Source organism: Chitinophaga sp. 01L420 (assembly GCF_056399985.1).
The window spans coordinates 88,069-107,931 of record NZ_JBFTSK010000020.1 but is presented as its reverse complement, the minus strand read 5'-3'; the positions used below and the strand labels follow the sequence as shown (position 1 = coordinate 107,931).

General features: G+C 45.3%; 16 protein-coding genes. 5 read left to right on the top strand and 11 right to left on the bottom strand.

What is annotated here, in order from left to right:
* Window positions 1-263 precede the first annotated feature (263 nt).
* Genes AC1DP6_RS19845 through AC1DP6_RS19830 form a run of 4 tightly spaced genes read left to right on the top strand, consistent with a single transcriptional unit; the run spans window position 264 to window position 6,714 of the window.
* Complete coding sequence (locus tag AC1DP6_RS19845; RefSeq protein ID WP_477056387.1) at window positions 264-3,419, top strand: SusC/RagA family TonB-linked outer membrane protein; 3,156 nt, start codon at window positions 264-266, stop codon at window positions 3,417-3,419.
* An 18-nt stretch (window positions 3,420-3,437) separates the two neighbouring features.
* Window positions 3,438-4,994, top strand: coding sequence for a RagB/SusD family nutrient uptake outer membrane protein (locus AC1DP6_RS19840; protein ID WP_477056386.1), 1,557 nt, complete (start codon window positions 3,438-3,440; stop codon window positions 4,992-4,994).
* Between the two features lie 37 nt (window positions 4,995-5,031).
* Window positions 5,032-5,706 (top strand): fasciclin domain-containing protein, encoded by a 675-nt coding sequence (locus tag AC1DP6_RS19835; RefSeq protein WP_477056385.1) that lies wholly within the window; start codon window positions 5,032-5,034, stop codon window positions 5,704-5,706.
* 24 nt (window positions 5,707-5,730) lie between these two features.
* The gene (locus AC1DP6_RS19830) at window positions 5,731-6,714 is read left to right on the top strand and encodes a DUF5007 domain-containing protein (protein ID WP_477056384.1); all 984 of its coding nucleotides are present in this window, start codon (window positions 5,731-5,733) and stop codon (window positions 6,712-6,714) included.
* Between the two features lie 66 nt (window positions 6,715-6,780).
* Here AC1DP6_RS19830 and AC1DP6_RS19825 read toward each other — a convergent pair whose 3' ends face one another.
* The 4 genes from AC1DP6_RS19825 to ggt are packed head-to-tail and all read right to left on the bottom strand — an operon-like array spanning window position 6,781 to window position 10,552.
* Window positions 6,781-7,824 (bottom strand): hypothetical protein, encoded by a 1,044-nt coding sequence (locus AC1DP6_RS19825; protein WP_477056383.1) that lies wholly within the window; start codon window positions 7,822-7,824, stop codon window positions 6,781-6,783.
* Window positions 7,825-7,829: 5 nt separating this feature from the next.
* Window positions 7,830-8,252 carry a hypothetical protein gene (locus AC1DP6_RS19820; RefSeq protein WP_477056382.1) on the bottom strand — a complete coding sequence of 141 codons (423 nt, stop codon included), beginning with the start codon at window positions 8,250-8,252 and terminating at the stop codon, window positions 7,830-7,832.
* A gap of 3 nt (window positions 8,253-8,255) precedes the next feature.
* Window positions 8,256-8,786, bottom strand: coding sequence for a DUF1572 family protein (locus AC1DP6_RS19815; RefSeq protein WP_477056381.1), 531 nt, complete (start codon window positions 8,784-8,786; stop codon window positions 8,256-8,258).
* Window positions 8,787-8,845: 59 nt separating this feature from the next.
* Entirely contained in the window at window positions 8,846-10,552 is a 1,707-nt protein-coding gene (gene ggt / locus AC1DP6_RS19810; RefSeq protein WP_477056380.1) for a gamma-glutamyltransferase, read from the bottom strand.
* 169 nt (window positions 10,553-10,721) lie between these two features.
* Between ggt and AC1DP6_RS19805 the strand changes: the two genes are divergently transcribed.
* Window positions 10,722-13,259: a M14 family metallopeptidase gene (locus AC1DP6_RS19805; protein WP_477056379.1), complete on the top strand. Its 2,538-nt coding sequence runs from the start codon at window positions 10,722-10,724 to the stop codon at window positions 13,257-13,259.
* A gap of 84 nt (window positions 13,260-13,343) precedes the next feature.
* On the opposite strand, the gene AC1DP6_RS19800 is transcribed toward AC1DP6_RS19805, so the two are convergent.
* The 7 genes from AC1DP6_RS19800 to AC1DP6_RS19770 form a co-directional block, all read right to left on the bottom strand.
* The gene (locus tag AC1DP6_RS19800; RefSeq protein ID WP_477056378.1) at window positions 13,344-13,952 is read right to left on the bottom strand and encodes a redoxin domain-containing protein; all 609 of its coding nucleotides are present in this window, start codon (window positions 13,950-13,952) and stop codon (window positions 13,344-13,346) included.
* Window positions 13,953-14,095: 143 nt separating this feature from the next.
* A complete protein-coding gene (locus tag AC1DP6_RS19795) occupies window positions 14,096-15,064 on the bottom strand; it encodes a YihY/virulence factor BrkB family protein (RefSeq protein WP_441574429.1) in 969 nt (322 codons plus the stop codon).
* 87 nt (window positions 15,065-15,151) lie between these two features.
* A complete protein-coding gene (gene mltG, locus AC1DP6_RS19790; RefSeq protein WP_477056377.1) occupies window positions 15,152-16,204 on the bottom strand; it encodes an endolytic transglycosylase MltG in 1,053 nt (350 codons plus the stop codon).
* Between the two features lie 134 nt (window positions 16,205-16,338).
* Window positions 16,339-16,698, bottom strand: coding sequence for a preprotein translocase subunit SecG (gene secG, locus AC1DP6_RS19785; RefSeq protein WP_477056376.1), 360 nt, complete (start codon window positions 16,696-16,698; stop codon window positions 16,339-16,341).
* A gap of 12 nt (window positions 16,699-16,710) precedes the next feature.
* Window positions 16,711-18,021, bottom strand: coding sequence for a hypothetical protein (locus AC1DP6_RS19780; RefSeq protein WP_477056375.1), 1,311 nt, complete (start codon window positions 18,019-18,021; stop codon window positions 16,711-16,713).
* 35 nt (window positions 18,022-18,056) lie between these two features.
* Window positions 18,057-18,578, bottom strand: a complete 522-nt coding sequence (gene lptE, locus AC1DP6_RS19775) for an LPS assembly lipoprotein LptE (RefSeq protein WP_477056374.1) — start codon at window positions 18,576-18,578, stop codon at window positions 18,057-18,059.
* Window positions 18,579-18,602: 24 nt separating this feature from the next.
* Window positions 18,603-19,838, bottom strand: a complete 1,236-nt coding sequence (locus AC1DP6_RS19770; RefSeq protein ID WP_441574424.1) for a sigma-54 interaction domain-containing protein — start codon at window positions 19,836-19,838, stop codon at window positions 18,603-18,605.
* Between the last annotated feature and the right edge of the window lie 25 nt (window positions 19,839-19,863).

The window sequence follows — 19,863 nt, the reverse complement described above, 5'->3', positions numbered from 1 at the left end:
ATTTCAGTCAACAAGTAATTTATTCGACCAGTAACGAATCGGTGCAAATTTTTAGTCAAGAAACAATTCAGTGAGTCAACAGTGAGTGAACAAAATTTTTTAGTCAACCAGTAATTCAATTTAACGAATCGGAAGTCAGCACAAAAGAAATCAGTCAATCAAATTCCAACAGTAACAATTATTAATTCATCAGTGAGCAGTTATCGTCAGCATTCGGATATGTCAATCTGATCATTCCAGAGTAATTTATTAAACCAGAATCTATGCACAAAAAGTTGCTATTATTAGCACTCATGGGATTGCTATGCCTACAGGTATGGGCCCAGGAGCGGAGAATTTCAGGAACCGTTACAGATGAAAAAGGAGGGGCATTACCCGGTGTATCTGTGAAAGAAGTAGGCACCAACAATGGGGCGGCCACCGACCCTGACGGAAAATTCGCATTTACCTTAAAAGGTAGCTCTAACAAACTATCCGTTTCATTTATTGGATTTGAAACACAAGCCGTTTCGGTAGGAGGTAAGAGCACTTTTCACATAACGTTGAAGCCTGATGCCAGAAGTCTGAAAGATGTAGTGGTGATCGGTTACCAGGAAGTGAAGCGTAAAACCGTAACAGCAGCTGTTTCCAGCGTAAAAGGTAAGGAGATTGAAAACTTACCCTCCCCAAGTTTCGACCAGTTATTACAAGGTCGTGCTGCTGGTTTGAACGTACAGAATTTTACCGGTGAGCCAGGTGTACGCGGCTCTTTTGTGATCAGAGGTACTACAGCAATCAGCAGAAGTGCCGATGCGGCGCGTACCCTGAGTTCCCCGTTATTTGTGGTAGATGGTATTCCCATTTCCATGGATGATGCGGCGGCATTTGATAACACCGGTACCAACTATATTGCCGGTTTGAATCCTAATGACATTGAATCTATCGATATCCTGAAAGATGCTTCTGCAGCCGCTATCTACGGTTCCCGTGGTGCTAACGGCGTAGTGATTGTGAAAACAAAACGTGGTAAACCCGGCAAACCGCAGGTGAATTTCTCCACTTATGGAGGATTAACACAGCAGCCTAAGTTTGAAAATGTTATCGGAGGCGCTGAGGAAAGACAGTTCAAACTGGCTTATATGTCTAAATACATGGACGCAGACAGAATGGCTTTGGAAACGCCTATGTTGTTAACAGATAGTCTGAACCCGGCTTTTAAGGGAGCTACCGACTGGCAGGATCTGTTTTACAGGAAAGGAATAATACAGAATTACGATCTTTCTGTTTCCGGCGCCAATGATATGATGAACTACCGGATCAGTGGTAACTATTACGATGAAGATGGTACGATCAAAGGAACCGGATTTAAACGTTATACCGTTTCAACCGCCCTGGGTGTAAAAATGAGTTCTAAACTCAGTGTGGATGCACTTTTCCGTCTTAGTCGCGGAGATAGATCACGTGGACGCGGACAATTCCCCGGAGAAAATGCTATTCCATTATTGGATGGACAGTACCTCTCCTCTCTCTTTAATTTGTCTGATGTTGATAAAAGAAACTATGTAGGTGATCTTTCCTCAGGCCGTGATAAAAATATCAATGATGATATTACTGCCAGTATTTCCCTGAACTACGATATTACGCCCAAGTTGCGTTTTTCTTCTATGGGCTCCCTGCAATCCAGCGTAAATTCCCGTGATATATTCAGGCCGGGTGAGTTGAACGCCGCAGGATTGTCGTACGCACAAAGCAATAAATCACGGTATGAAAATGTGAACCTGGATAATACCCTGAACTTTAATACCAACGTGGTAAACAGGGATCATCATCTGAATATATTGTTGGGTAACACGATCAATAATGTGAGGAATGAATATACGGGTATCGGCAGCGGGTCGTTGGGCAATGATAATATCAAGGTGGTACAGGGATTTGATGTTAACTATCTGGCATATACAGATCCTTATGGTAACATCATTTCTGGCTCCAACTATGAATCTGCCGGCATGTTGTCTTTCTTCTCCCGTGTAAACTATGATTATAAAGAAAAATACCTGTTGTCATTTGCCTATAGAGCAGATGCTTCTTCCCGTTTTGGTCGTAATAGCCGCTGGGGGTACTTCCCATCTGTATCTGCCGGTTGGAACGTAACAGATGAGCCTTTTATGGAGCCGGTGAAGAAATGGATGGACATGTTTAAAATCCGTGGTAGTTTTGGTGTTACCGGTAGCTTGCCCACAGGTTTTTATCTGCCTTACAATACTTACAGCATTAACCAGGGAACCTATGGCGGTGCTACAGGAGGTACTTATAATGGCGTGAACGCCGTAACGCCTAATTTCTCGGGTGGTGTGGCGCAGGATGGATTAACCTGGCAACAGGCGTTGCAAACCAACATTGGTTTTGACGCCAGCTTCTTCAACGGACGTATCAATGTGACTGCGGATGCGTTTAACAGAGGAACCTCTAAAATGTTGTTCGATCTGCTGCTGCCTTCTACTACCGGTTACAATAAAGTAAATACCAATGCGGTAGATGTACGTAACATTGGTGCAGAGTTTAATATCCAGGCGCGTATACTCCCTGCCAGCAGTGCATTCCAGTGGAACTCCCGTTTCCTCTTGTCTTTTGTAAAAAACCAGATCGTCAAGCTGCCTAATGGTAATCGTGACCTGATGGTATCAGACGCTAATACCGGTATGACCTATGTGCTTACCAAAGGCCGGTCTATTAACGAGTTCTATATGATTAAGAGCAATGGTGTTTACAAATCTGCAAAGGACATTCCGTTTAATCCTTATACCGGTGAAAAAATGACCTACTGGAATGGTAACCATACTGTACAGGCAGGTGATTTCATTTGGCAGGATCAGAATGGTGATTATGATGTATGGGACTGGAATGACAAAGTTCGGGGAGGCAACCCGAATCCGGCTGCTACCGGTGGTTTCAGCAATAGTTTTTCTTATAAAGGCTTTAACCTGGAAGTATATGTTACGTTCTTGCTGGGTCGTGATATCTATAACAAATATATGTCCGACAGGTTGATAGGGTTAACGACCAATTATGCGCAGATTGCTGCCATAGATCCAAATACTATTAACAGCTGGCATAAAGAAGGTGACAATGCCCAATTTGCAGAGGTGATACCTTACAGCAAAAAGTATTATTATCAGTTTCTGCCATTCTCCACTGCTTTTGTGGAAAACGGCAGTTATGCACGTATTAAATACGTGAACCTCTCTTACACTTTCAACCGCAAATTCCTGGATCGGATCAAACTCCGTAATCTCCAGATCTATAGTGTTGTGGATAATCTGAAGATGTTCCAGAAGGCCAGTGTGCCTGATGCCGAAGCAGTAGATGAAAAAGGTACTTATACCGGTGGTGGCTACCCGATTCCGAGAAAATTTACGCTGGGTGTAAATGTTGGTTTTTAATTTAAAAAAGAAGTTGTTATGAATTGTCTTAAACATATTTTTGTGGTAATAGCAGCGGGACTGGTATTATCTCCATTTACCTCCTGTAAAAAGCTATTGGACCAGGACCCGATCAATTCACCCTATGGGCCCGTATTCTGGACAAACCAGCGCGACGCTGAGCAAGGCATAGCGGGTAATTATGCGTTACTACGTAAGGCTTTAACATCCAATACTGAATATGACCAGAACATGTCGCATTTTGCCTATGGTTCGCTGCCGGCATTTGAATTTATGGATTATAACCAGTATGATGTGGGATTTCTCGTGAAAGGCGGCGATGGATTTAACAATGCAGACTTTCTCGGTAGTTATCTCGAGGGATATCATGATTGGACGCCGTACTATAAAGTAATTACGCAGGCCAATCTGGTGTTGCATCATTTGCCACTAATTCCGGATGCAAAATTCACCGACCAGCCAACAAAAACCCGCAACCGTTTGATGGGCGAGGCCTATTTCCTGCGTGCCTTTACCTATTTTTACATGGCTCGTATCTGGGGGGATGTGCCACAGGTACTGACTTATGATGCGAATCCGGGACAAGCAACCAATATACCACGCACGAATGAAAAAATCATTCTCGATAGTTGTGTGAGAGATCTTAAAAACGCGATCAGCCTGTTGCCAATGGTGTATACCAATGGTTCAGAAAGAGCGGTAAGAGCTAATAAGGGCGCTGCTTTTGGGTTGCTGGCAAATGTGTATATGTGGAAAAACTTCCTGAATAAAGGAAGTGTAGCATCTGACCTTACCAACGCGATTGATGCGGTAGATTCCGTAGCAGCCAGTGGTCAATACCAGTTGCTGCCTGCAGAAAGCTATCCGAAGATATTCCATGGTAAATCCAATGAAGGTGTTTTCGAAATCAACATGCAGGTTGGAAATGGAGAACAGCAAGTGGAAAAAGGCTTTTATTACTCTATCCTGAAAGAGCCTTTCATTCAGACCAAGACCGGCAAACCTGATGCCCCTAACCTGGAACTGATCGGCAACCTTTATGGAGATAATACACCTGATGTGCGTTTGCAGTACTTCTTCTCCACACTGGATGCGGATAAACCTTACAACTCGGTAATCTGCAAATTTGCAGGACCTAACCGGGAAAATATTTACTATAAGAATCCCGCAACCTTCACACAAGCAGCGGTAGATGCCAACATCATCCTGATGCGCTATGCAGACCTGCTCCTGTTACGTGCGGAAGCCTATGCCGATCAGGGCAATTTTGGTGCTGCACTGGCAGATATTAATACCGTAAGAGCCAGAGCACATGCAGATTTGCTGACAGCGGATGATATAGATGACATTAAATGGGAAGTAATGCGTGAGCGCTCCCGTGAGCTGTATGCGGAAGGCCAGCGTTGGTACGACCTGGTACGTACCGGTTTGCTGACCAATCCTGAGATAGCAGGTGGTAATTTCCCGCAGAGCCGTTTTGATGCGGGTGGCTGGAAATGGCCGGTAGGACGTGTATTGTTCCTGAATAACAATGTTATTACACAAAACCCATTCTGGTTGGGAAGAGTGAAATAGTGCGCGCAAATTATTATGACCGTTTAAAAGAACTGACATGAAAAAATCAAACATATTAATAGCAAAAGGCGGATGGGTGTTGTTGCTGGCCGTGCTGTTGTTTACTGCCTGTAAAAAAGATGACCACTTTATAGGCGGGAGTCCAACAAATGATCATGTTGACATGACCACTTATGATTATCTGAAAGCCAACCCGCTTTTTGATACGCTGATCCTGCTGATAGATAAAGCAGGGTTAAAGGAAACGATCAACAGTAATATCACCTTCATGGCGCCTACTGATTATTCCATCAAACAATTCCTGAAAGCCCGCACCAAGGAGTTACAGGAGGAGCTGAATGATGAAAATGTAACATATACGATTGATAGTCTCAAAGCACCTGAGCTGCGCGATTCCCTGATGGCTTATATGTACGATGGTAAGATCCAACGCTCAGATCTTTCACTGGAACAACAGGTATATAAGAATAAAGTGGGGGAAGACTTCTCCATCAGGTTAAAGAAAACAGACCAGTACGGTGGTATCCTGTCTGCCGGTGTGCGGTATATATATGTAGCAAAAGTTATTAACGGACTTGATCCCGATCCGCTGCCAGATGATTTTCCGCAGGATGACAGGGACAAAGAAGACATATTACAAACTACCGGTATCATCACCAAAACAGGCATACTGCATGTATTGGCCAATACACACGCCTTCTATTGGAAGTAGTCTTACCACAATAAACTTAACATTATGCCTGAAAAATATAGCCTGAAAAAATTACTGAGTGCTGCAATCCTGCTGGGTATCCTGACTGGCGGTTGCAAGAAAATAACAGAAGGATTTTTAAGTGATGGGTTGTATGTGCCGGATGCACCGCTCACCATCCAGCGCGGAACTCCATTCCAGAAAACCAGCGCCATCCTGGCTGATGGTACTACCCAGCCGATGACCGTTAAACTGGTGGATGTACGGCGGGCGGATACGCATAAGCATGCCGATGAATTTTATAAAGAGTACCCGGTATATGTATACACTGCTGCCRTGGATCCTGCCGTGGATACTACCATTGAGCAGGTGAATAAAAAACGCACCCTTAAACAGTTAAAACCATATGAGTTCCTGAGTAGTGGGCAATTTGTATTCAACGGTGCTACCGATAGTTTGCCACTTGGAGTTACTTATGAATACGACATAGAAGTATCCAATGTAGCAGGTTCCAAACTGTATAAAAATATAGCGACAATGACCACCGTTGATCCGCCATTGATCACGGAAACAACTGCCAATTGCAACCTGTTTCCAGACGATGGATCTGCTACTATTCCAATGGGGGCTCCTACTATGACCATCACCAGGGTGAGCGAAAGTGGTGCTTCTGTAATCCTGAAGATAACAGATAAGAATGGTGTTCCTTTCAATCCTAGTAAAGGGGAGATCATTAAACGTGGTGACCGTCCTATTTTCGAAAACTATGCGAGGTTCCACCCAATTCAATATACAGATACCGCTATGATTTGTAATTTTGAAATCGCGCCTTTCCCTTTAAGTAAATATTCAAACGGCGGTACCRACTGGAACTACCTGATGTATTATCGTATTCCTTCTGCATTTGTGTCAATAGATAAAACGCTGACGAGCAAAATTGGTAGTGTGAATCCACTGTTTGCATTCCGTCTGATGAAGGCTGGGGTGTATGTAGTAGAACTTAGAATGCCGAAAACGACAAGAAAGTAAATAAATGAAAAGTTGTAATAAACAGCAGCGGAGAACATACATACTATGTTCTCCGCTGCTGTTTTACTATAAGGAGAAAGCCGATAGAAAATGATGCAAGGTGGTCATATCTTCCTGCAGATGTAAACTAGATATGACCGCCCGGTTTACCACCGGGCTATCAGGTTGCGGATAAGGAAAGCTGGAAATAATCACATCTTTATCCTGCAGATAATGAACAATAGCATCACCTGTTGGCAAAATAAACATGGGCAGGGCATGTGGATTATGCACGGCAGAACCAGCCGTCAGGTGCAGCAGGTAGGCGATGTTTTGCTGTAATGATCTGCGCATTTTTTGAATCAACTCTCCTGCATGTAACCATGCGTAAGCGTTGGCGGGCATCATGGGCGTGCTGCCGGCGTAAAGCGGGATTCTTTTCAGCGCCATGATGTCTGCTGCATGACCGGTTACTACGCCGCCCTGCACGCTGTAAGCCTTCGCCAGGGAAGCGGAGAGCAGGTAGCGAATATTGGGGGCTTGTGGTAAAAAATGTATACATCCTTCTCCTGTTGGCCCCAGCACGCCAATACCATGTGAGTCGTCTGCGATGACGAGTACTTTGCGCTGCAGTTCCTGCAGCCAGTGAAAAGAATGAATGGTACCGGTCAACGGGTTGACAGTATCAGAAACAATGACGAAGCTATTATCCGGATGCGCGTTGATTTTCTCTATCGATTGGGTAATCCATTCTTCCCGGTTCATCTGTGGAAGCATGGGCTGTTGATGCCACAACGCCGGATGTGTTCCAGGGGCGTACAAGAGCTGACCGCAGGTGGCGCCATAATGCACGGCGGCTTGTGACGCCAGGTAGCCGGAGGAAAATACCGTGGCTGCCTGTTGATGTAACAGTGTACACAGTGCATGCTCTATCTCTTCGTATATAGATAAACGTAAGTTACCTGCCCGCGAAGAAGGGAAAACAGTACCATACTGTTCAATCCCCTGAATCAGCAGGCTTTTAAACGCCGGTTGCTGATGCAAACCCAGGTAAGCAAACCCCGAAAAAAACAGGCAGCTCCTGCCTTCCAGCATTACCGTTCTCCCGGGTGTAAGATCTGTATACAGCATGGCGTTTATTCTTTTTTAGTACATAAGATAAACTGGAAATCCGTGGAAGTGACCAGCATGTCAAAGTAATTTTCTGAAAGCTTAGTCACCGTGACGAGGTTCTCTACTTTACGGTCACCGTTTTTAGCGGTAACAGAAATCATAGCGCCATTGCTGAGAATAAAATATTTTCCGGTGTCTGATCTGCCGGCGATGGTCGCCACAAAAACGTTGTTATCCAGGAACTGGTAATAGGCGTCACGGTAGTAGCCTTTCTTCAGATCCTGCGCCTGTATGTACTGCGTATTGCTGATAGGAGATTCCGGCGGAATCCGCACATCATATACCCGCCACTTTTTGTTCATCAGCAGGTCATTGGTTTTTTTACTTTGACAGGCAGTTATCACGAACATGGTTGCAATAACGGCTAAGGCTATACGTATTTTCATGAATTATTTATTCCCTGTTTTTTCTCTGTTGTAGGCGGCAGATCCTCCTTTAGGGATGGACAAGCTTTGCCACTGATCTTTCAGGATTGCTTTACCAATATAAACGATTTGTCCAACATGATAGGGCACATGTGCCAGTTGACGGTTGATGGCATCTATCACGATATGTGGTTCATTGCGGATGAAAACCGTTCTGTCGAGGTCTGTTTCCTGTAAGCTGCGGATGGCGTTCAGCATACAGTCCCAACCCGTATTCCACAATTCCAGTAGTTCTGCTGCTGTAGTATTGCTTTCTTCAAATTCGAGGTCTCTGTCACGGTTAGGCTTTTCGCCATCTGTAGTCAGGAAGTCGGTCCAGCGGGATAACATATTGCCATGCAGGTGCTTAATGATCATGGCAATGCTGTTGGGTGCTCCATCCGGCTGCCAGTGCAGTTGTTCGGTGGTGAGTCTTTCTATGGTTTTAAGTCCCAGTTGGCGGTGTGTTTCCAGTCGTTGTAACGCACTTTGTAAATAAATAGATTGGATGGACATGATAAATATTTTGTTGTTCCSGGATGAATTTATTCATCCATTATATAAATTTAAATGAACTAGTATCCTGCTGCACTGTCGTCGCCGCGTTTGTCGCCGGAAGCTTCCAGGAAGCGGCTTTCAGGTGCTCTTTTAATAATTTCTGTACGGCCAATGGGGCTACGTTTCACCACTTTATACCCCATTCCCTGCAGGGCCAGAATGGTGCTATCCGGGAAGCTGGGTTCCACGGTAATTTCATCCGGCAGCCATTGGTGGTGAAATTTAGGTTTGTTGATGGCATCTGAGGGGGAGAGGCCAAACTCCAGTGTATTCATTAATGTTTGGAACACGGAGGTGATGATGGTAGCGCCGCCGGGTGTTCCCAATGAATACAGCACCTGGTTTTGTTGCAATACCAACGTAGGTGTCATAGAACTCAGCATACGTTTGGCGGGTGCAATGGAGTTGGCTTCTGTGCCTAACAGTCCGTACATATTTGGAACACCGGGTTTTACACTGAAGTCGTCCATTTCGTTATTGAGGATGAAGCCGGATTTGCCTACTACTGTTCTGCTGCCGAAGTGGCCATTGAGGGTGGTGGTGACTGCAATGGCATTGCCCTCCTCATCAATGATGCTCAGGTGAGTGGTTTCCTCGCTTTCCGGAAAAACGCCTGCTTTGGTTTTATCGCTGGAACCGGCCTTGCCAGGGGTGAAGTCCCGTATGCGGGCAGCCAGGTATTTCTTGTCGGTTAATTTCGCGTAGGGTACTTTTACGAAATCCGGGTCGCCGAGGAACTGCGCTCTGTCGGCATAAGCCCTTCTTTCCGCTTCTACCATCAGTTGTACGGATTGCGGGGACAGGAAGCCCCACTGCGACAGCGGATAGTTTTCTACCATTCCCATGAGCTGCTGTAAACAAATACCGCCGCTGGAAGGCAGGGGCATGGTTACAATCGTATAGCCTTTATAGTTAAAAGCCACGGCAGTGCGTTCTTTCGCTTTGTAGTTCTTCAGGTCCTGCAGTGTAATGATACCATTGCCCCGTTTCATTTCCGCTACGATGTTAGCAGCGGTTTCGCCCTGGTAAAACCCTGCGGCTCCTTTATTTCGTATAAGCGTGAGCGTATGTGCCAGTTCTTTTTGTACCAGTGTATCGCCGGCTTTCCAGGGTTGGTCTCTGACGAATGCGGTTTTGGTGGTATTCAGTCTTTCAAAATCTGCTCTTGCAGCATTCATGCCGTTGGCCTCCGAAGCGGTAATCACAAACCCTTTCTCCGCAAGGCGGATTGCGGGATCAATCAGTTTGGTAAATGGTAGTTTAGCGTATTTCATAGAGGCAAACAATCCGGCTACGGTGCCGGGGATGCCCGCTGCCAGTTGCCCATCCAGGCTTAACTGGGTAATCGGGTTGCCGAGTGAATCGAGATACATATCGCGATGCGCCTTTGCCGGGGCTGTTTCCCGGTAGTCGATGGCGATATTATGACCGTTTTTCAGGTGTCCTACCAGGAAACCGCCGCCACCAAGATTGCCAGCGCCGGGATATACTACTGCCAACGCCAGTTGGGTAGCAATAGCCGCATCTATGGCATTACCACCTTGCTGCAATATGATCGCACCCACTCTGCTGGCGAGTGGATGGGCAGATACTACTGCACCATGTAATACCCTGATATCTTTCTCTATGGTATAATCGTAAGGATGTAAATCATCTATCTTTTGTTGGGCACAGGCAGTATGCAAGGTACATACCGTCATCCCTAGCAGGATCAGGTAACGCATGGGTATCGTGTTTGGGTCTAAATTAAGACATGCACGTAAATCCAGGAAATTAAATAATTCAGGGACCCCATTAGAACGCAGTTATAAGGGAAATATTTTAACAGATAACAGCGTACTGCAATAAGCGGAAAACAATTCCTAACTTACAGGGTCTAATTGCAGGCTTTCTATGCGCAGATATGTATTACTGGCTTTTGTTATGCTGGGCTTTCTTTTTGCTTCCGCCCAGGTGCCAACTCCTGATCAGTTCCTTGGTTATCCCCTGGGGACGCAGTTTACCCCACATTACAAAGTGGTGGATTATTTTAAACAGGTAGCCGCAACGGCTAAAAATGTGAAGCTGGAACAGTACGGCGTAACCTATGAGGGCAGGCCCCTTATAATGGCTATTGTGGCTTCTCCTGAAAACTTTTCTCAACTGGATAATATCCGTCAGCATAGTCTGGATATGTCTAATGCCCGTGATAATGCAGGTAATAACCAGCCGGTGATTGTGTGGCTGAGTTATAATGTGCATGGTAATGAGGCGGTATCCACAGAAGCGGCGATGAAAACGCTGTATGAACTGGTGAATAACGGTAATGCGCAAACGCAGCAGTGGCTGAAAAATACGGTAGTGATCATTGATCCCTGCCTGAACCCTGACGGCCGTGAAAGATATGTGAACTTTTATAACAACACCCGCAGCGTAAAACCAAATGTGAGTCGTTATTCCAGGGAGCATAACGAACCCTGGCCCGGAGGAAGATCCAATCACTATTATTTTGATCTGAACCGCGACTGGGCATGGCAAACGCAGAAGGAATCACAACAGCGGGTAACGAAATATAATGAGTGGATGCCGCAACTGCATGTGGATTTTCATGAACAGGAAATAGAAGCCCCCTATTATTTTGCGCCGGCAGCCGAACCTTTTCACGATGCCATTACGCCCTGGCAGCGGCAACTGCAGGTCATGATCGGAAAAAATAATGCAAAATATTTTGACCAGCAGGGCTGGTTGTATTTTACAAAAGAACGTTTCGATCTTTTCTATCCCAGTTACGGAGATACTTATCCGATGTACAATGGCTCACTGGGTATGACCTTCGAACAAGGTGGTAGTGGCAGGGCAGGAGTCGCCGTGCTGAAAAGAGACGGAGATACCCTTACGCTGTCCGATCGTATTGCGCATCACTTCACCACCGGTTTATCTACCATAGAGGTGGCGTCACAAAATGCCACAAAAATTATCAGCGAATACAGCAACTATTTTGTAGCCGCTCAAAAAACACCACAAGGTGGATATAAGTCTTATGTAGTAAAGGCAGGTGGTAATACAGAAAAGCTGAATACGCTGGCAGAACTATTACGTAAAAACAACATCGCTTTTGGCTTTGGCGCTAATACCGGCAGTGCCAGTGGATTTAATTATTTCACCGGTAAAACGGAAACGTTTACGATTGATAAAGAAGACCTGGTCATCAGTGCCTATCAGCCTCATTCAAATATGCTGCGGGTATTGTTTGAGCCGGTATCTCACTTAACAGATTCTGTTACTTACGATATTACTGCATGGGCATTACCTTATGCGTACGGGTTAACTTCTTATGCCGTAAAGCAGCCACTTACGCCTGCTGCCGGAGCAGCAGCGGCGCGAAATAATACGCCGTTGTCTGCGCAAAAGCCATATGCTTACCTGGCACAATGGAATAGTTTACGGGACGTGAAATTTTTATCTGCATTACTGCAAAATGATATCAAAGTACGTTTTACAGAAACGCCGTTCAGCGTGGGGGGCAAAGACTTTTCTGCCGGTACGCTGATCATTACGCGCTCAGGTAATACCAGCAAAGGTGATCAGTTTGATCAGTACATTACCACGCAGGCCAATCGTTTTAAAATTACGCTGGATGCGGTGGGCAGTGGGTTTGTGGATAAAGGAACCGACTTCGGTTCCGACAAAATCAGGTTTATCAAAAAGCCTAACGTTACGCTGCTGGCAGGTGATGGCATATCTTCCCTGGGTATGGGAGAAGTATGGCATTTCTTTGAACAGCAACTGGATTTCCCTATAACGGTAGTGAATGAACGAAATTTTAGTGACATTGATTGGGGACAAACAGATGTGCTGATATTAACGGATGGGGATTACAAAGTATTTGCGGACAAGGCTGCTGCGGATCATTTGAAAGACTGGATCAGCAACGGTGGTAAGTTGATTGCACTGGAAAGTGCAGCTGCACAGGTGGCAGGTGCTGACTGGGGCATTAAGCTGAAAAAAGAAGAAGAAAAGGATAAAGATAAAGAAGCGAAAGATAAAGCAGCAGCGGCGCGTACCTATGAGGCGCTGAAGCCTTATGCCAACAGGGAGCGGGAGAGTATTAAACAATTCATTCCCGGTGCTATTTACAAGGTGCAGATGGATACCACACATCCACTGGCTTTTGGCTATTCTGAATATTATTATACGCTGAAACTGGATTCACATTTATATGAATTTATAGAAAATGGTGGCTGGAATGTGGGAGTGTTAAAGAAAGACAGCTATCTGAGTGGTTTTGTGGGAGCAGATACCCGGCGGCAGTTAAAAGATGGATTGCTGTTTGGTGTAAAAGATATTGGTAGTGGTCAGGTGGTGTTAATGGCTGATAATCCGTTGTTCAGAAGTTTCTGGGAAAATGGGAAGCTGTTGTTTAGCAACGCTGTATTTCTTGTAGGACAATAGGGATACGTTTTTTTAAGCAGGTAGTTTGTTGAGGTATTCATTTCACCGAAACCTACTACCTGCTTAAAATATCATATAAATGGATTACAGATTTCTTTTGATGGTACATCCCAGGCTACTGGCTGTATTAACGGTCACTGATTTACCCGCCAGCAATTCGTTAATGGCATTTTGAAGCAGTGGCACTTTCACTGTTGCCGGGTTTCCCGGACTGTCATCAATTCCTCCTTTATAAGCCAGCCGGCTGTTTTTATCAAACAGGAAACATTCCGGTATGTGATTGGCATCGAAAGCATTGGCCAGCACCGCATTTATATCAACTACATAATACCAGGCAAAGTTCTGTCTGGCGCCGTATTGTTGCATCGCGGTATAGGATTCCCTGTCCCCGCGTTCGGCTTCATTGGAATTGACTATCACTACGCCGATATTGTTTTTGCGGGCATGTTGACAAATGTTCTGTAGCCGTGCTTCGTTGCGCTGCATATAAGGGCATATGTTGCTACCAAAAATTACCAGTAGTCCATTATTGCCTTTGGCGCCTGCCAGCGTGATTTTTTTACCGGAGATATCCGTCAGACTAACATCTGATTTTGGGAGCAATGCGCCAGGTTCCAGCGGTGTTTCCCTGTTTGGTTGAAATGAGGAAAGTAAGATGGTAAAACAGGATAAATAAAAGGTGGCCTTCATCATAGTGAATGGTTTTCAGGTCCTGACTAAATATAGTAAAATGCGACAGTATATTTTTGCTTTTTTACGAGCAAATAATCAAGTAAAATATAATAAAAAATTATAAAATAAAAATATTTGCCAAGTATGGTGGCGTCGGGAGTTATTTATGCCTGATTAGCAGCTAATTGTTGTTTTTTCTCTTCTTGTCTTGCATCGCTGATCGTTCTGATACTGGCATTGAGTTCAAATCCAATCAGGAGGATGAGGGAGTTCAGGAAGATCCAGAGCATGAGTACGAGGATGGTACCGATAGAACCATAGATCTTATTATAATTACCGAAGTTATTGACAAACCAGGAGAAGCCAACAGTGACCAGTATCATACAAACCGTGGCTACAGTGGCGCCGGCGGTAATGAATTTCCATCTGCGGGTGGTAGCCGCGCCGATGCGATATAAGAATCCGTTTACAGAGTAAAAAAGCATAATGATCACCACCCAGCGGCCTATGTCGATCACATTCTTCAGCAGGGTGCTTTTGATGCCAATCAGCTTGAATATCCACGAAAGGGTAGCACCCTGTGCAACGATCAGTGCTACCGTAATCAGCAGCAGAATGACCAGTATCGCAGTTAATTGCAGGGCAATCAGCCGGTTTTGCCACCATTTTCTTTTGCGGAAGCCTACTCCCTGAATTTTACTGAAGGAGCGCAATATGCCCATAACACCGTTGGAGGAATAGAAAAACCCCATCAGGAAGGCGATGGAGAGTAATCCATTACGATGGGTATAGAGGAAGTCATGGATCATTCCCCTCACAATCATGTAGGTGTTATAGTTAGGTGTGAGGTCTTCCGCCAGGTCATAGAGGGTAGGTTCTATGTTTTTTACCGGCACGTAGGGTACCAGGGTAAACAGGAAGATGAAAAAAGGCGGAATGGCCAGCAGGAAGTTGAAGGAAATGGCCCTGGCACGGTCTCCCAGGCCCCTGTTCTTGGTTTCCTGTCCGAAATGTTTTAGTACATCATACAAAGGCAGCCCTTCAAATCCAGGCAGGATCAGGGTTTTAGTCCTGTCCACCAAACGGCGGTAAGGGCGTGAACGGAAGATGATGTTTTCGGGTCTGAAGGCCAATGTAATGCTTTAAAATGCTTATTTAGTTATTCTGATGTGCAGTGAAAACCAAACATCAAAATAACTAAATAATTAAGTAACTATCTATTAGAATCCTCGTTTATTCAGTTCTGCCTGGTATTTTCTGGCATTTACCAGGTGCTCTGCATAGGTGGCTGCAAAAGCATGGTATCCGGAGAAGTCGGATCTGGCACAGAAATAAAGATAATCTGTTTCCGGTGTATTTAAAACGGCGTTCAACGTTTTCTCTGATGGGGTACAGATAGGTCCGGGAGGGAAACCTTCATAACGGTAAGTGTTATACGGAGAATCGAACAGGGTATGATTCTCCCGTATCCGTTTCAGACCGAAATCCTGTAATGCAAACTTCACGGTAGGATCTGCCTGCAGGCGCATGCCTTTACGGAAGCGGTTCAGGTATACACTGGCAATCAGCGGCTTTTCGTCATTTTTATTACTTTCTTCCTCCACAATAGAAGCCAGGATGGTGACCTGGTTTTCTGATAAATTCAGTTTATCTGCCTTTTCTTTTCTTTCCGGTGTCCAGAATTCTTCTCTTTCTTTTTCCAGCTTTTTGAATACCGCTTCTGCACCAGTATTCCAATAGAATTCGTAGGTATTGGGTACTACCACACACATCACGGTGTTAGTATCCAGGCCAAACTGACGGAGATACACTGCATCGTGCATCAGGGAGCGGAGTACGCCGGAATCTGCTTCCAGGTTGTTACTCACTTTCCGGACGAAATCATCTTTGGTGCGTAATTTATTGATGACCAGTACTACGGGGGCTTGTTTACCGGAGCGCAACAGCCGGGTAATGTCAAAGTTGCTCATTCCTCTGCTGATCTTATAGCGACCAGCTTTTACGCGGGCAGGATAGTCCAGCTTCTGCGCCACCCAGTTAAAACTGCTGCGGTTGCGTATGATGCCTTGTTCTTCCAGGCCATCGAGCACGTTGTCGTAAGTGCTGTTGGTGCGTATGTAAAAATATTTATTGTCGCCAAAAGCTTTGGTATTCGGACCAAATACGCGGTAAGAGGTATATACCAGCGCACCGGCAACCAAACAGCCGGCAATTACCAGTGTCCGTCTTATCCAGACAGCTTTTGTGCTGGATGGTTTGCTTTTTTTAGCCATAGATAGTATTGGACGTTACAATTAAGCGAAAGCGGTGATAAAGTCAGGTTTTTCAATATACTGCGCCAGTCGCCATGAAAAAAAACCTCGCTTTTAACGGCGAGGTTTCAAATATTATTATTCCGATAAGATGCTTATTTGCCGGGAGTCGCTGGAGCAGGAGCCGGGGTAGTGCCTGGTAACTGCTGAGCAGGAGGAGCTTGTACCGGTGCACCAGCACCTGCTCTTTCAACCGCACTAGGAGCCAGGGTTTGAGTTGCTTTACCGCCTTTTCCAATGAAGAAAGGAGCAGTGAGGCATAATGCAGCGATCAGTATCGCCAGGATCCAGGTACCTTTTTCCAACACGTCAGTTGTCTGACGCACCCCAATCACCTGATTTCCAACACCACCAAGAGCGCCGGAAAGTCCGCCACCTTTAGGGTTCTGGATCAGCACGAAGAAGCCCAACAACACACAGGCTAATATGATCAGGATACCAAAAATTATCAACATAGAAATTACTATTTATTTTTTGTCTGTTAGTGACTTTAATTCTAATATCTTTTGCGCAAAATAAGCGTTTTTGTCGGGATTAAGCAAACTTAATTTTTGATATATCTTAATCGCGTTGGTATATTGGTGCTGACGAACCCAGATCTCCGCCAGTGTTTCAGATACGATATCATTGTTAAACACAATAGAGTCCATGGCCATYTTCTCTACTGTTTCAGAAACTTCCGGTTCGTCTTCTTCTTCATAAATGCGGTGCAATTGCTGGTGATACCAGTCTTTGCTGGTTTTCCCGACAAAATTGTCTTTCATTTGCCGCAGCCAGGAAGTGAAGCTTTTCATTTCAGCAGCGCCCTGTTCATTCAGGTCATCTGCTTCTTCCGGATTTTTCAGCCTTTTATAGGCAAAGTAATCATCTGTATATAGGGGCTGAAAGATCAGTTCTGTTTCTTCCACTCTTTCCGACAAGGGGAATATTTTAATCGGCCCCATTGCAGCTTCCACTTCTTCATTGGCGGTTGCAGGGCTATTTTCGGCTGCAGCAGCGATGACAGGTGGTGCCGGCATGTCTGGTGAAATGGTAGGTTCGATACCGGCCGGTTCAAAATCTGCTATAGCAAAAGGCATTTCTTTTTCCATAACAACACTGCCAGGCAATGCTGGTGGGATTGTTACCTCAGTATCAGCTATGGTGGCTGCTTCCGGCAGATCTGTTGTTACTTCCGCAGTTGAAGCAGCTTCCACTTCAGGTACATCTTCCGAAACAACCGCAAAATGATTTTCTGTGATGGGGTGTACAGCCGCAGCTGCTATGGTGGCTACTTCCTCATCAATAACGGGTGGCGTAGCAATTGTTGCTTCCACTGGCAGTTGATCCTCCGGAATAGCATCCCGGAGCCGGTCTTCCAGTACAGGCAATGTTTCTTCCACTGCTATTTCATCCACTATTGACCCGCTTATATCTGGTTGTGCTRCAATCAACTCCCGGGGTTCGAATCCCTGACTCTCCGCAGAAAGTGATTCCGCGGTTTCGCCGGGTAGTGTATCTTCCGGAATAACCGATGCAACACGATTTTCCACTTCCTGTAATAATTGTTCTTCTGAAATCACCTGATAAGCGTAGTGGTGCTGGTTGGTATAAAGCAGCGCCTTTTTAACGGCGGAACTTTGCAGGTCGCCGGTTTTTTGGTATACCTTTCTGGCCAGCAGCAGGCGGGCAGCAGAAAAATATGGGTGATCCGCCACCAATTGTTCTATCGCCGCTTCATTTACCAAATGAAGAGAGGGTTGTAGAAACACATGCGCTATAATCCTGTTTGCCGTCATAGGTTGCTAATGTAATAAAAAAAACGACTTACACATTACCAGTTGGCAAATGCCCTGTTAAAGATATCATCTGTGATACCCGGAATAATATTGTTTTCGAGCAAACCATTTTCTACGGTGCTGGGCAACTGGGTGGCCGGGAACTCTGCAGAGCGGGAAAATGATTGGGTAAATCCTTTTTTATCGCCTACCCGCTTGATGAAAGTAACATTTACGGTGACGTTCAAACGGGAGGTAGCTGCCTGGTCAACATTCGTTACAGCCGCATTGGAGAAGGAGTAACCGGTGATAGTAGATTTAAACTCGTAGTCTGCTCTCGGTTCATTGTCATTCACCTGGGTCAAAGAGGTTTGAGAGGTGATTTTATCACGCAGTTTCTGTGTCAGCTTCTGGCTTAAGGTAGGGTTGTTAATGGGAGCCCTGTTCTCAATGAAGCGCACATTCACGGTTTTTGCCTCCAGGTCTATACTGGCGCCGGTAGTAGAGTATTTTACACTGCAACCGCTTAATACTGTCAGTATGGCTATTGATATAAATGCTTTAATGTTGGTGATCATTGTTGTGCGGATATTAAAATTCGTTTATTCGGCAATGTTATATTCTTTGAGTTTGCGGTAAAGCGTTCTTTCAGAAATGCCCAGATCCAGAGCGGCATCCTTGCGTTTGCCTTTATGTTTTTTCAGCGCTTTCACAATGAGTTCTTTCTCTTTGTCGGCAATAGACAGGGTTTCTTCTACTTCTTCGTGATGATCAATTTTATTATCTGCTAAGATAATAGGTTGTGCATTACCAAGACTGCTGCTGGGAGGAGTGCTCATTTCTGCGGCAGAAGGGTAGCTGTGCAATACATGATTATCTACCGGGTACTCTGCGGCATGTGGCATATTGGGATTCTGGAGAATATCGAAAAACATTTTCTTTACTTCCGTCACATCTTTTTTCATGTCGAAAAAAAGTTTGTACAGAATATCCCTTTCGCTGTTGAAATCGGCGTTTTGCTGCGGTGCTGCCAGCATAGGCAAGCGGTTTATTTCCGGTTGCTCCGGCAGGAAGCGTTTCAGGTCATTGGCGGTAACCAGCTTATCGGACGATAATACAGAAATTTGTTCCGCAATATTTTTCAGCTCACGGATATTACCTCTCCATGGATAGTTCACGAGTATATTGCGTGCTTCTTCATCCAGTTGTATAGAGGGGGTTTTATATTTTTCTGAGAAGTCTACCGAGAATTTCCTGAACAACAACGGGATATCTTCTTTACGATCGCGTAGTGCGGGTACGCGGATAGGCACGGTGTTGAGACGATAGTAAAGATCTTCGCGGAACTTGCCCTGCTGGGTACGTTCCAGTAAATCCCTGTTGGTAGCGGCTACTACGCGTACATCTGTTTTTTGAACTTTGGAAGAACCTACGCGGATATACTCGCCGGTTTCCAGTACGCGCAGCAGGCGGGCCTGGGTGCCCATTGGCATTTCGCCAATTTCGTCCAGGAAGATGGTGCCGCCGTTAACGGTTTCGAAGTAGCCTTTGCGGCTGTCTACTGCGCCGGTAAAGGATCCTTTCTCATGGCCGAAAAGCTCAGAGTCGATCGTTCCTTCCGGAATGGCGCCGCAGTTTACGGCTATGAAAGGATTATGTTTACGTGCGCTGAGGGCGTGGATGATCTGTGAAAAAACCTCTTTACCAACGCCGCTCTCTCCGTTAATTAATACCGTGAGATCTGTATTGGCTACCTGAACAGCCACCTGCAATGCGTAGTTGAGAGCAGGACTACTACCAATAATGCCAAACCTGTTTTTTATAGCCTGAATGTCCATAAGCGGTTATTCATATGTTTGATGG